At 42.1% G+C, this 13,224-nt stretch carries 13 protein-coding genes; 4 read left to right on the top strand and 9 right to left on the bottom strand.

Translation table 11 applies throughout. The features are described from left to right. Position 1: 1 nt before the first annotated feature. On the bottom strand, positions 2–934 hold the full coding sequence (locus tag QQK00_RS16650; RefSeq protein ID WP_284218806.1) for an AraC family transcriptional regulator: 933 nt from the start codon (positions 932–934) through the stop codon (positions 2–4). A 267-nt stretch (positions 935–1,201) separates the two neighbouring features. Here QQK00_RS16650 and QQK00_RS16645 point away from each other — a divergent pair, with 267 nt between their 5' ends. Both QQK00_RS16645 and QQK00_RS16640 read left to right on the top strand, forming a co-directional pair. Continuing rightward, complete coding sequence (locus QQK00_RS16645) at positions 1,202–1,654, top strand: YHS domain-containing (seleno)protein (protein WP_284218805.1); 453 nt, start codon at positions 1,202–1,204, stop codon at positions 1,652–1,654. A gap of 87 nt (positions 1,655–1,741) precedes the next feature. Beyond that, positions 1,742–2,149 carry an MAPEG family protein gene (locus QQK00_RS16640; RefSeq protein WP_284218804.1) on the top strand — a complete coding sequence of 136 codons (408 nt, stop codon included), beginning with the start codon at positions 1,742–1,744 and terminating at the stop codon, positions 2,147–2,149. 68 nt (positions 2,150–2,217) lie between these two features. On the opposite strand, the gene QQK00_RS16635 is transcribed toward QQK00_RS16640, so the two are convergent. Genes QQK00_RS16635 through rppH form a run of 5 tightly spaced genes read right to left on the bottom strand, consistent with a single transcriptional unit; the run spans position 2,218 to position 7,541 of the window. After that, a complete protein-coding gene (locus tag QQK00_RS16635) occupies positions 2,218–3,069 on the bottom strand; it encodes a thymidylate synthase (RefSeq protein ID WP_284218803.1) in 852 nt (283 codons plus the stop codon). Next, positions 3,070–3,867 carry a prolipoprotein diacylglyceryl transferase gene (gene lgt, locus QQK00_RS16630; RefSeq protein ID WP_284218802.1) on the bottom strand — a complete coding sequence of 266 codons (798 nt, stop codon included), beginning with the start codon at positions 3,865–3,867 and terminating at the stop codon, positions 3,070–3,072. It lies immediately after the preceding gene. A gap of 3 nt (positions 3,868–3,870) precedes the next feature. Beyond that, positions 3,871–4,677 carry a sulfite exporter TauE/SafE family protein gene (locus QQK00_RS16625; RefSeq protein WP_284218801.1) on the bottom strand — a complete coding sequence of 269 codons (807 nt, stop codon included), beginning with the start codon at positions 4,675–4,677 and terminating at the stop codon, positions 3,871–3,873. Next, a complete protein-coding gene (gene ptsP / locus QQK00_RS16620) occupies positions 4,678–6,966 on the bottom strand; it encodes a phosphoenolpyruvate--protein phosphotransferase (protein WP_284218800.1) in 2,289 nt (762 codons plus the stop codon). It lies immediately after the preceding gene. A 38-nt stretch (positions 6,967–7,004) separates the two neighbouring features. Beyond that, complete coding sequence (rppH, locus tag QQK00_RS16615; protein WP_284218799.1) at positions 7,005–7,541, bottom strand: RNA pyrophosphohydrolase; 537 nt, start codon at positions 7,539–7,541, stop codon at positions 7,005–7,007. Between the two features lie 96 nt (positions 7,542–7,637). Between rppH and mutH the strand changes: the two genes are divergently transcribed. Further along, positions 7,638–8,309 carry a DNA mismatch repair endonuclease MutH gene (gene mutH / locus QQK00_RS16610; RefSeq protein ID WP_284218873.1) on the top strand — a complete coding sequence of 224 codons (672 nt, stop codon included), beginning with the start codon at positions 7,638–7,640 and terminating at the stop codon, positions 8,307–8,309. A gap of 38 nt (positions 8,310–8,347) precedes the next feature. On the opposite strand, the gene QQK00_RS16605 is transcribed toward mutH, so the two are convergent. From QQK00_RS16605 to QQK00_RS16595, 3 genes are all read right to left on the bottom strand, one after another. Continuing rightward, positions 8,348–10,084 (bottom strand): bifunctional protein-serine/threonine kinase/phosphatase, encoded by a 1,737-nt coding sequence (locus tag QQK00_RS16605; RefSeq protein ID WP_284218798.1) that lies wholly within the window; start codon positions 10,082–10,084, stop codon positions 8,348–8,350. Between the two features lie 207 nt (positions 10,085–10,291). After that, positions 10,292–11,122 carry a formate/nitrite transporter family protein gene (locus tag QQK00_RS16600; protein ID WP_284218797.1) on the bottom strand — a complete coding sequence of 277 codons (831 nt, stop codon included), beginning with the start codon at positions 11,120–11,122 and terminating at the stop codon, positions 10,292–10,294. Positions 11,123–11,756: 634 nt separating this feature from the next. Further along, positions 11,757–12,641, bottom strand: a complete 885-nt coding sequence (locus QQK00_RS16595) for a virulence factor BrkB family protein (protein WP_431307755.1) — start codon at positions 12,639–12,641, stop codon at positions 11,757–11,759. 236 nt (positions 12,642–12,877) lie between these two features. Here QQK00_RS16595 and metJ point away from each other — a divergent pair, with 236 nt between their 5' ends. After that, on the top strand, positions 12,878–13,192 hold the full coding sequence (metJ, locus tag QQK00_RS16590) for a met regulon transcriptional regulator MetJ (RefSeq protein ID WP_284218796.1): 315 nt from the start codon (positions 12,878–12,880) through the stop codon (positions 13,190–13,192). The last annotated feature ends 32 nt before the right edge of the window (positions 13,193–13,224 follow it).

The raw sequence follows: 13,224 nt of genomic DNA, 5'->3' as shown, positions 1-13,224 counted from the left end.
GCTATGCCGCCATTCGAGAATGTATACGGCGAAATTCACCGGGTCTCATGCCATATTGCTTCTTGAATGCTTGACTAAATGCTGCTTCTGATTGATAACCAATACCCTCAGCCACAGCAATTAACGGAGTAGAAGTTTCGGTAAGTAGACGACTAGCTTTTTGTAAGCGAACAAGGATAACGTATTGTAATGGGGTCATACTAACTAGCTCACTGAAACGATTAGAGAATGATGATCGAGACATGTTGACTAGTCGGCCCAATCGCTCAACACTCCAGTTTTCTTCAGGTTTTGCATGAATAGCACTAAGTACTCGTTTGATGCGCGCATCGGTGAACGCTGACAAAAAAGGAATGCGAGTTATACTGCTATCCAATGTTGCACGTATCACTTGAATCAGAATAATTTCTGACAACCTGTCTATTATGGCGTGGGCACCTGAATCAAGCTTAGCCGCTTCATGTGCAATGAATCCCAAAGCACTATCTAGCCATAGCGTATTATACGTGTCTCTGCCCGATAGATAGAGCTTTGTGGGAAGATTCTCTAACAACGGATGATTACCCAAATCATCGAATGAAAACTCACCACAAACAAGACAACAACCTGCGCCACCACCACCATATACTAATGGGCCTTCTCCCTCATACGATACCTCATCGAGTACTTCTGATAAGGGCCGTATACTCGTTGTTGGCTTATCTGCTAGCGTATGTGATGCGCCATGCGGGATAATTACTAAATCCCCATTTGACATATATATTGCTTCATCATTATCAATTTTTAGCCAACATTGACCGCGGATAACAATGTGGAATCGAGCAACATTTGCCTTTTTGGGCACTTCAACGCCCCAAGGCGAACTTAGCTCCGTCCTGAAATATAGACTGCTAGACATACGTAAGGTATTTAAGATTTCGGTAAGTGCGTCCATCAAATATGTGCCTCAACTGCTGTGAACAATACTGCATAGGGATAAGCTACCAGAATTTAAGGGAACAAATCACTATTGAACAGACAAATAAATACGATAAAGCACCTTTTCGATACGATGTAGTGTTCGTACGAACAATTTGTACGAATCAGTATTAAATCAATTTTTTTGATTATTTATCATCAAGCAATTCTATTTAATTATGGCGTTTAAGAAAGCAACCGCTTTTCTTTTTTAAATCACAACAATTAATTTAGGAGAATACCAATGAATGTAAAACACTACTTCCTCACAGTATTTATGTTAGTTGCCTTTTCAGTAGAGGTACTGGCGAATAACTATACAAATAGCACACCAGCTGTTCAGGGATACGATGTTGTTTCCTACCAAACAAGTAAGCGCCCAATAAAGGGGAGCGGCCACTATGTATATGATTATCAAGGAGCAACATATCAATTCGCTAACGAAGCAAATTTGGCAGTGTTTAAAAAGGATCCAATGAAATACGTGCCGGCATACGGAGGATATTGCGCCTATGGGGTGTCTGTGGGCAAGAAGTTTGTGGGTGATCCTGAAGTATGGCGCATTGTAGACGGAAAATTGTACCTTAATCTCGACAACAGTATTCAAGCAATATGGTTAGAAGACGTTCCTGGTCGCATTAAAATATCCAATACTGAGTGGAGAAAAATCAAAGATAAATCACCCACTTCATTGTAAATACGTCAATGTCCTTATTACACGATAGAGAAGACGAATTCTCTATCGCGTCACTATTCAAACTTAACAATTAATTAAAGGTTTTTTATGGAAACGACATATTTTTATCTCGCACTTAGTGGATTACTGACAATCTCGTTGTGGATACCGTATATAATTTCACGGGCGTTTACGTGGGGAATACCATTGTTCTTGCACAACTACCCTGAAAATTACCCAAAACAACAACCTGAAGCGCCACTGTGGGCGCAACGTTCTCTAAGAGCGCATCTCAATATGGTTGAAACGTTACCTGCGTTTGTTTCTGTAGTATTGGCTGCTGGCGTTATTGCGCCTGAAACCAACCACGCTGCGATTGCGCAATGGGCGCAAATATTTTTCATCGCCCGAGTTAGCCATGCAATCGTCTACACGCTAGGCATACCTTTTTTGCGGACGCCCGTATATTTAATTTCATGGTTAGCAATACTAATGATTGGCATAGCTACCTTATAATGCCGACACTTGTTTTTATGACCGCCGGTAGCTGCATTGCATTTTACCGGCATAATTAGCTTCAAAAACTAAACCGCAAACGGATACGCTATTGCCGGATGATGCTCGTAATCTGTTACATTAAAATCATCGCCAGATACCCACGTTTCGATATCAGAAAGCGATTTGATGTCTGGATTTATATGTAATTTAGGGGATTTGAAAGGTGCTCGAAGCAGTTGCTCATTCGTCATCAACGACAACTGATTTTCATAAATATGCGCATTTACAATTTTATGGAATACTTTGCCGGCTTTATGACCGGTGATTTGGGCGATTAATGCCAATAAAACATAGCATTGAGGCATATTAAAAGTGAGACCTAGCGGCACATCACAACTTCTCATGTAGCTAGTTAAATGTAAGGTATCACCCAATAACGAAAAGGTATGCGTATGCATGCATGGGCGAAGGCAACCTAAATGAAATTCGCCTGGATTATAAAAGGTGAGGATTTCGCCTCTATCATCTATACCCTTTGACAAATTATCGACGATTTTTTTAAGTTGATCCAAAGTACTACCATCAGGCTTTTGCCACCGTCGTCCTTGAACACCATAAACACGCCCCATGTCATCTTTGCCTGTGCGCGCGGGGTTATTCAGCCACGCCTGATTTTCATTGGCATTTGCATCCCATGTTTTACAACCAATCGCTCTAAAATCTGCGGCGTTGTCATAGCCCCGCAAATATCCAAGAAGTTCTGCAATTGCGGCCTTATAAAAACACTTCCTAGTGGTAACTAAGGGGAACTCATTGTTACCCACATCGTAAGTCAAATCTGCGTTAATTACCGTTAGGCAGCGAATCCCTGTTCGCTCATTTGTTACCCATTGTCCTTCACTAACAATGCGCTTACATAGTGCTTCATACTGGCTCATTTACGCTCCCTTTTGCTTACTTTTAACGGCATAAACGATTAGACCTAAACCGGCCAATATCATAGGGATACACAGCATTTGCCCTTGACTCAAACCAAACGAATATAAGCCTAAATGCGAATCTGGCTCTCTATAAAATTCGACAATAAAGCGGAATACACCATAGCCAAGTAAAAAGCCACCGCCAACAGTGCCTACAGGACGAGGTTTGGCTGAGTACAACCATAGGATGACGAACAATACCGCCCCTTCCAGAAAAAACTCATATAATTGAGAAGGATGCCTAGGTTCAGGGCCACCGGTCGGGAATACAAATGCCCAAGAGACATCCGTTGTACGTCCCCACAATTCGCCATTAATAAAGTTACCTATTCGACCCGCGCCAAGACCAACAGGTACCAATGGCGCGATAAAATCCCCTACTTGTAAAAAAGACCATTTTTGTTTTTTCGCAAAAAGATACGCAGCAACAATGACACCCAAACACCCGCCATGAAAAGACATACCGCCTTCCCATATTCTAAACAAATAAAGAGGGTCATCTCCTAGCTGTTCAAACTGATAAAAAAAGACATAGCCTATTCGGCCACCTAAAATCACGCCCATAAAACACCAAAAAAGCAAGTCGCTTAACTGCTCTTTAGTCCATCCCATGCGCGCTATGCGTCTATTTGCGAGCCAATACGCGGCGGCAAAACCCAACAAATACATTAAGCCATACCAACGCAACGCGACTGGGCCAATCTCAAAAATTACGGGGTCAATATTTGGAAAAACGAGGTGATTGCCAGCTGACATTTATTATTCTAATCCTATAATCATACGAATGCTTACCAGTACTAAAAAACCGGCAAAAACGCGCTTTAACTTCGCAGTGTCAAATTTACGTGTTAACTTTGCCCCAATCGGCGCAGTGAACACAGATGTTAACACAATCCCAAAGGCCGCCGGAAGATAAACATAGCCAAATGAATACGCAGGCAGGTAGTTTTTGTTGTAACCAGATGTAATAAAGCCAATGCTGCCAAATAACGCAATAATCACTCCGCAAAAACTTGCACAACCAATAGCTTTTTTAATATTTACTTGAAACCACACTAAAGACGGCACAATTAACGCGCCGCCTCCAATCCCCATTAGTGCCGCAATAAAACCACTCCCCAAACCAATGCAGGATAGACTAACCTTATTTAAGGGGGCGTTCGATATTTTAGGGGTAAAAAATATCATTTGAGCTGCAATCAAAATAACAAGCACAGCAAAAATACGCTGCAACATCACGCCCGACACGCTCGTAGCAAAAAAGGCCCCGGCGACTGAGCCTATGGCGATACCCGCCGCGCATAATAAAACAATGCTAGGTACAATATTTCCTAATTTATAATGCGACCGAGTAGACGACAAACCAGTAAAAATAACGGTAAACAGTGATGTAGCCAAGGCAATAGGCATACCATGTTCAATCTCAATATTGAGTACATTTTCTAAAATCAGCAGTAGCGTTGGCACGATGATTAGACCGCCACCAATGCCAAGTAGCCCCGCCATAAGACCCACAACCGCGCCTAACAAAATACACAACAATACTGTAATTAGCAGCGGATCCAACTACTTTCCAGCCCTTACCAAACCGCCTAATTTTTGATTTTCTAAGTATTCAGATAATTTACTTTGTACGTCTTGAGGCGATTCGTAACGCAAAATATCATCGAGAATTTCGCGCGTATCATCTACCGAAATATTTCGGATAACCCAACTTATTTTACGTAACGAGTGCGCGTTCATACTGAGCTTACGATAACCCATCGCAATCAATAAGAGTGCTCCCATTGGCTCGCCCGCTAACTCACCACAAACAGTAACAGGCACTTTATATTGCGTCGACACTTCCCGTATTAGCTGCAGAGCATTCACTACGGACGGGTGATAACTGGAATATAGGGATGATACCCTTGGGTTGTTTCGGTCTACCGCAAGTAAATATTGCGTCATATCATTTGTACCAACAGAGAAAAAGTCCACACGCTGAGCTAATTGCGGTAGCTGGAACAATACCGCAGGCACTTCAAGCATGACCCCCACTGCCGGCTTAGAAAGCATTTGCTGATGCTCCATCGCTTCGCTTTTTACTTCTAAGAAGGCTTGTTTAATTAGGCGTTTAGCCTCATCGACTTCACTCACGCTAGAAATCATTGGCAGCAAAATATGCAAATTAGATAAGCCTAAGCTAGCCCGTAACATCGCCCTTACCTGCACTAAAAAAATATCTGGATGGTCGAGTGTTAAGCGAATACCTCGCCAACCTAAAAACGGGTTTTCTTCAGAAATAGGAAAGTATGCAAGGGGCTTATCACCGCCAACATCCAAGGTGCGCATCGTAATTTCTTTATTGGGATGAGTCACCAAGACATCTTTGTAAATCTCGCACTGCTCGCGCTCAGACGGAAAGCGATCGCGCATCATAAAGGGAATTTCTGTCCGGTATAAACCGACACCATCGCCTTGACGATATTGCTCTAACTCCAAATCTGCAGATAAACCCGCGTTCACCAGCAAAGAAATTTTTGTGCCGTCCTGCGTTATTGGTGGTGCATCGGCTTCGCTATCAATTTTCTCAAAGAGCGCTAACTCTTGATTAATAAGGTGCTGATACCCTTGCTTTGCACCCACATCAATATTCAATGCAAGTCTGCCAGAGTAACCATCAATAAATAGCTCTTGAGATTTTAATAAGTTTACCGACACGCTAGGTAAGCCCATTACCGCCGGCACTCCCATAGCTCTCGCCATGATTGCGGCGTGAGAGTTGTTCGAGCCTTTAATCGACACAATCCCGGCCAGTTGATCTGGTGGAAACTCAGCAAGCATCGGCGCACTCACTTCGTTAGCAACCAAAATGTAGCGAATATTAGGCTCCAAGGTTTGCGGCTTTTCAACGTCACCAATAATGTTTGCAAGGATTCGATTGGACAGGTCAATGATATCTACTGCGCGCTCACGCATGTAGGGATCATCCATATTTTCAAAACGTTGAGCGTAGGCTTCTACGACAAACTTTAGAGACGACGACGCATTCCAGCCTTCTTTTATTTTGTTTTCAACTTCACGGCCCAAACTATTTGCGTCTAACAGCTGGTTGTAGAGCTGAAAAATAGCCTTTACGTCATCTGGCAATGCATTGCTTAGCCCGGTAGAAAGCTCAGCGACATGCTTTCGAGTAATATCTACTGCTTGTCGATAACGATTAATCTGTGTTTCAGTGTCGGGGGCACGTCGGGTGACCAGATTTTTTAATTCGTGCTTAAAATCGGCGGCATATCCAATGCCTATAGCTAAGCCAGGAGAACCGGGAATTCCGTTCAGAATGCGCTGGTCTCTGCCGTCTAAGACTCTATCTTCATTGAAACTAACTTGCCCTTGCATTTCGGCATTTGCTATATATAAAGCGACTTGGGCGGCTAAGGTCACCAAAAAAGCTTCATCATCTTCGCTAAATTTACGGCTACTCTCTTGTTGCAGGGAAATAACACCTAAGACTTTACGTTGATGAATAATCGGCGTACCAATAAACGCGTTATATTGCTCTTCGTTAACTTCTGGAAAATGTTTGTAACTCGGGTGTTGCGGGGCATTTTCGATATTCAGGGGTTCTTCTCTATCACCCACTAGGCCAATCAGGCCTTCATCAAATGATAACTTCACTTGACCAATAGCTGACTTATCCAGTCCGTCAGTGGCAGTTAGCACATACCGTCTAGTATTCCAATCCGCTAGATAGACAGCGCAAGAATCCACGCCCATATTTTGCTTTACAAGTGTAGCAAGCCTATCTAACGATTCATGTAGATTGGGAAGTTGACCAACTTCTTGAATGATTTGTTTGAGTATCGTCAGCATACGTTTCCCACGTTATCCAATTAGGCGGCTCTTCGTTGTTAGGCATTCCTGCCTTTGTGCTTTTTACGTCCTTTTCGCTGCTGATTTGAGTGATTTCGACTATTATTGATAACAACAGACGAAAATTCACTCATTATGCGCCGGTATACATCTCGTTTGAAAGACACGACATTTCGAATTGGATACCAATAGCTCACCCAACGCCAATCATCAAACTCGGGATGACCACTAGATGCTAAATCTACATCTTTTTCATCACATGTAAGTGACAGCAAAAACCATTTTTGCTTTTGACCAATGCACACGGGATCACTGCCCTTTCGCACTAAACGCTTAGGCAGTCTATATCTAAGCCAATTTCGGCCGACTGCAAGGATTGTCACATCTTTTTGTTTTAGCCCAACTTCTTCGTATAGTTCTCTATACATTGCCTGTTCAGCAGTTTCGCCTTGGTCAATTCCCCCTTGCGGGAATTGCCATGAATGTTGGCCATATCGTCTAGCCCAGAAGACTTGGCCTTGCTTGTTGCAGATAATAATGCCAACATTCGCGCGGAATCCTTCGGTATCAATCACACAGATTACCTAGCGCGTTAAATCTTTAATATTACAGCATTCTTTCATAAACTTACGCGTAATCAAAGCATAACTTAACAAAGGATTAACGAATTGCTGAACAAACCTTCTTCCCCGGCAAACGAAACGGCGTTAATGGCTCGCGTTACGGCAATCGCCGGGCTTACCTTTGGCGAACTTGCAGAACAGCTAAATGTGGCGGTACCAAACAACTTTAAACGTGAAAAAGGATGGACAGGACAATTAATAGAATTGGCGTTAGGGGCAAGCGCTGGCAGCAAGCCACAACAAGACTTTCCAGACTTGGGGATCGAATTAAAGACACTGCCGCTCTCCTATAACAATACTCCACTCGAAACCACCTACGTTTGCTATGCACCACTTACCGGTGTATCTGGTTTAACATGGGAAAACAGCAACGTTAAAAACAAACTACAAAAAGTATTGTGGATACCGGTGCAAGGCGAACGTGAAATTGTGCCCGCCGACAAGCTTATTGGGCAAGGGTTTATTTGGCAACCCAATGCATCCGAACTTTCTCTCTTGCAGCAAGATTGGGAAGAACTAATGGATATGATTTGCTTGGGGCATGTCGAAAAAATTAACGCGCGCATAGGCGAAGTGATGCAAATTAGACCCAAAGCGGCCAATGGAAAAGCCTTAACGGATGCCATTGGCGAAAACGGCAGTAAAATATTAACTCGCCCTAGAGGTTTTTATCTGCGAAAAAACTTTACGTCCAATATTTTAAAACAGTTGTTTTCTTAAACATGCATCATACAAACATATAACTAACGATCACGTCCTTAGTGAACAATGATGTAAGTCTTAATTAAAAATATTATTATGATGAAAAGTGACAACGACACGCCTTGCCAAAACGCAACAGGGTTGCGCTCAATTAACGGCCTACGTGTGCGATTTTTAAATCCTGTACTGGGCGTACGTAAATCGTAAACGAACTCACTAATGGCGTCATATCGCTTCAAGGGGTCAGGGTGTAGTGCTTTTTTCAAAGTATCATCAACCCACACTGGAATGGCTAAGTCATCATGTAGTACTGAGCGATACTTCAATTTTCGCTGCGCAGAGCGCGTATTTGCAGATGAAACTTTAATGCCATACGGCAAACGATCAGACAGCATGTGATAAGCGATAACCGCTAAGGAAAATTGATCCGACAATACTGTGCCGTATTCACCAAGGTAGTATTCTGGTGCTGTATATTGTGCTGTACCTAAAATCTCGTTTTCTCGTAACGGTGCATAAGTTTCTTGTAAACCCGCCACTCTGGTCGCGCCAAAGTCGATGATTTTTACTGTGCCAGTGCTATCAACCATGATGTTTTCAGGGCGCAAATCCTGATGCAACATTTCGAGGCGGTGCATCGCCGTTAACCCTTTCGCTATTTGTTCTATGATTTCACGCACAGCGGCTATTGTGGGCTTGGGGTTGTCTACCATCCACTGAGCAAGGGTTTGACCTTCAATGTACTCTGTTGCCACATAAAAGTAGTGCCGTTCTCTGGCTTGTTCGCATGGCTTTAATAAATGTGCACTGTTAACTCGCCGTGCAATCCATTCTTCAAGCAGAAATTTTTCAATATGTTCCGCACTTTCACGCAATTCTGACGACAATGTTTTGATGACGACTTGTTCATTCGTGTCATTGTCGACAGCCAAGTAAACATGACTTCTCGCACTTGCGTGAAGCCGCCTAACAATAGAATAACCATCAAATTGCATCCTAGCGTGCAGCGCGGGTGGAAAGGGCAGCAGGTTTAAATCACGATACGCTTCTACGGCGCTTTTTTCGGGTAGTTCTGCTACACGCATCACTTGCACTGTAACATTATCATCACTACCATTTTTTAGCGCTGCATTTACAATGTGTTCGGCGGCACCTTGCTCATCCCCACGAAAATCTGCGCAGATTTGACCCAGTGCCTTGTTGTCGAGATATTCATATATACCGTCTGTCATTAACAAAAAAGTATCACCGAGCTCAAGATCAACGATTGAATAATCTAATTCAACTCGCGCACCCATACCCAGTGCTCGACTTAAGTATGATTCGCTACTTGATACAACGGTTCGGTGGACATCGGTTAATGGTTCCAGTGTATCATTGTGTAGACGAAAAATGCGCGAGTCGCCCACATGAAAAATATGCGCACTAGACGATTTAAAAACAATGGCACTGAATGTACACACGTATCCCTTGTCTAGATTAAACCGGTGCTGGCTTCGGCTTGTTTGCGCAAATAACCACGAATTTATCGCCTCAATCACGCGTTGACCCGACGTTTTAACACTCCAAGATTCAGATGTGCTGTAGTAGTCGTTTAAAAACCCCTTTACCGCCGCTTTGCTTGCTTCTTGACTAACTTGGCTACTACTTATGCCATCAGCAATAGCAACACTTATGCCTTTTGTTTGGAGTGCATGATTTTTGGGTATGTGTAAGCCATAAAAGTCTTGATTGATGTTTTTTAGGCCTTTAGCACTGTATTGACCAGCACTGATGCGAAGTAGTTTTGTCATTGTTGTCTGTAAGACCGCTAGTGGTAGCAAAGATATAAATTACGCGTTAAAAGAAAAAACGCTTTACATTACAAGAATATAAAGCGTCCTGAATAACTAAACAACTGAATTATTAACAAATGTTAGCATTGAGAGAAAACAAACATTTGTTCAAAGTAGCTGTCTTGGTAAGATGCGACAGCTATTGATTAAGTACTGTTTAAACCCTTAAAGTGCGGCTTGTTCTTTACCTAATTTACGTTCACCTTTTGTTCTTACGTGAGTTAAGTAAATGGGTAGACCAACGAATAAGAAGCCGCCAGCCAAATTGCCAAGTGCCGTTGGGATCTCGTTCCATACTAAGTAATCAACAACAGTAAACTCACCACCCATAATCATTGAAAACGGGAACAAAAACATGTTTACGATTGAATGTTCAAAAGCCATATAGAAGAACAACATAATTGGCATCCACATAGCGCCCATTTTTGCACCAGCAGAGGTAGAAATCATTGCACCAACAACGCCCATCGATACCATCCAGTTACACAACATGCCACGAATGAAAATAGTAAACCAGCCCAAAGCACCCTGTTCTTTGTAACCAAGCGTTCTTGATTCACCAATTGTGCTTACCTTTTCTGCCACTGCACCGCCATCGATTTGATACCCGTAGGTCAAGATAAACGAAGCGAAGAATGCAACGGTCAATGCACCGGCAAAATTACCGACGAAAACCCAGCCCCAGTTTCGAAGCATGGTAGACACGGTACACCCTCTTCTTTTGTCAAGCACAGCAAGTGGCACTAATGTAAATACACCCGTTAGTAGGTCAAATTTCATCAGGTATAACATGATAAAACCTACAGGGAATAAAATTGCACCTATTAATGGGTTACCTGTTTTAGTAATAACAGTAATCGCGAAAAATGCCGCTAGCGCGAGTATTGCGCCAGCCATATAAGCACGAATGATAGTGTCGCGTGTAGACATAAAAACTTTTTGTTCACCCGAATCGACCATCTTGGTCGCAAATTCGCTGGGTTCTAAGTAAGCCATCCTAGTTCTCCATAAGTATTGAGATAACAACGCATTTAACGTTGGTGTTGAAAATGAGTGTAATGATGTAGTTGTTGCATGTTGAATAATTATTCACTCATACAGATTCAATTGGAGTGCCAGATTGTCAATAAGGAAAAAATATATGCTTAAATAAATTTTTACCGAAGCTTTATGCATTGACTCCAAGCTCACTAAACAAAGATGACGCCGCACAAAAGTGAAATATCCAAATGTAACAAATTGTTTTTATCTCTATGTTTATAATAAAGAATATTGCATTCATAACGTAAGTGGAGTGTACTATTTTAGCGATAATAGGCTTTCTTATTTGTTCAGTTTTTCTTGTAAGTGTAGTTATATGCTTACAAAAAACTGTCTTATGTTGGCCTTCTTACACATACTAATGCTGTTGTTTAATAAAGCACATTTAGACAACCCGCACTTTATTAGTGCCCCACGCCAAGCTAGCGCACCAAATACGCACAAAATATCAGCAGACATTGATGACGATGAAATATTTATTCAATGATGGTGCGATGAAGTTGCACCTAATAAGGTAGAAGATTGTGACTAAAGTATATTTTTAGTCACAATCTTTATTTAATTATGCTTTAGGGGAGTAAACAACAGTCTAGACCAACTTTTTACCCGCAGGTGCAATTTTCGCTGCATATTCCTCACTAACAGTCGTGATTGCGTAGGTAAACACGGCCCCAACAAGTACGACAATCCACGACAAGTACACCCACACGAATAAAATAGGAATAGTGGCAAGTGCGCCATAAATCACCTGATATGACGGGAAGCTTGACACATAAAACGCAAACCCCTTTTTAGTAAGTTCAAACAAAACGGCTGCTAAAATAGCGCCAAACAAGGCATATTTTGCGCGTACTGGTCGATTGGGAACAACCATATACAAAATAAGAAAAGCGCTAATTGCGGCGATGCTGGGTACGAGTTTGAGAAATGCGGTGCCAAAGCCAGGCGTATAATCATCGGCAAATGCTGCAATCGTTGCCAAATAAGAACTTACGGCAATACTTGAGCCAATCAGTAAAGGACCTAAGGTAATCACCATCCAATAAATGGCAAAGGTAAAAATTAAAGGTCGCTGAGCCTGTGTCTTCCATAGATGATTAAAGGTCTTATCAATGTTAGAGATAAGTAGTAAGGCAACAATCAACAAAGAAAATATACTAACGGCCCCCATCTGAGAAGCATTGGCGACAAAACCGCCCATATACTCTTGTACTACATCACCCGCAGTGGGTACAAAGTTACTAAAAATAAAGTTTTCTAATTCTTCCCTCACATCAGCAAATGCAGGAAATGCCGACATAATCATGAAAAAAACCATAATTACCGGCACCAATGATAACAAGCTTACATAAGCTAAATGGCCTGCAGATACCGTTATCCGTTCACTGCGGACATAGCTAAAGAACGTCTTAAAAACATCAAACACCAAGGGTTTTCTTGTCTGAATATAAGCAGTTACATCATCTTTAGTAATCAAGTGGTTCTCCAGTACAAATAGGCAGTTGAGCGCTATAAGCAAGTGCAGCTTTGTAAGTATTATACAATTGTACGTGTATTCATGTGCGTATCAACGTTTTCATATATCTGCACTTTAGCAAGGTATGCGCCTGCGTGAAACAAATAGACGTAAAGCAGTTTACACGTCTAGATTGATCTTTTATTTAATCCAGTTAGAATTTCGATATAACAACAAACTACAAAAGTATTACGATGGCTGAATGGAACGGTAAATATCTGCACCCCTACGCAGAGCATGGGAAGAAGAGTGAGCAAGTAAAAAAGGTGACAGTTTCCATTCCTATCAATGTACTTAAAGTCCTAACGGATGAGCGAACAAGACGCCAGGTAAATAACCTTCGTCATGCCACAAATTCTGAATTGCTTTGTGAAGCCTTTCTGCATGCATTCACTGGTCAACCGCTGCCAGATGATAACGACTTACGAAAAGACAACACACATCGAATACCTGCCGAAGCCCGCGCGATTATGGCAGAGATGGGGCTTGACACGTCTGACGAAGAATAAACGAAGCATGCTAAGAGTAGTCATCTAGCGAT

Source organism: Agaribacter marinus, assembly GCF_030160655.1.
Lineage (GTDB): Bacteria > Pseudomonadota > Gammaproteobacteria > Enterobacterales > Alteromonadaceae > Glaciecola > Glaciecola marina.
This window is presented reverse-complemented; position numbering and strand designations above follow the sequence as displayed.

Coding starts and splice junctions, on each gene's coding strand:
- QQK00_RS16605 (WP_284218798.1), bottom strand. CDS start 10,084: ATGACAAAACTACTTCGCATCAGTGCTGGTCAATACAGTGCTAAAGGC.
- metJ (WP_284218796.1), top strand. CDS start 12,878: ATGGCTGAATGGAACGGTAAATATCTGCACCCCTACGCAGAGCATGGG.
- QQK00_RS16650 (WP_284218806.1), bottom strand. CDS start 934: ATGGACGCACTTACCGAAATCTTAAATACCTTACGTATGTCTAGCAGT.
- QQK00_RS16600 (WP_284218797.1), bottom strand. CDS start 11,122: ATGGCTTACTTAGAACCCAGCGAATTTGCGACCAAGATGGTCGATTCG.
- ptsP (WP_284218800.1), bottom strand. CDS start 6,966: ATGCTGACGATACTCAAACAAATCATTCAAGAAGTTGGTCAACTTCCC.
- lgt (WP_284218802.1), bottom strand. CDS start 3,867: ATGTCAGCTGGCAATCACCTCGTTTTTCCAAATATTGACCCCGTAATT.
- QQK00_RS16645 (WP_284218805.1), top strand. CDS start 1,202: ATGAATGTAAAACACTACTTCCTCACAGTATTTATGTTAGTTGCCTTT.
- QQK00_RS16640 (WP_284218804.1), top strand. CDS start 1,742: ATGGAAACGACATATTTTTATCTCGCACTTAGTGGATTACTGACAATC.
- QQK00_RS16635 (WP_284218803.1), bottom strand. CDS start 3,069: ATGAGCCAGTATGAAGCACTATGTAAGCGCATTGTTAGTGAAGGACAA.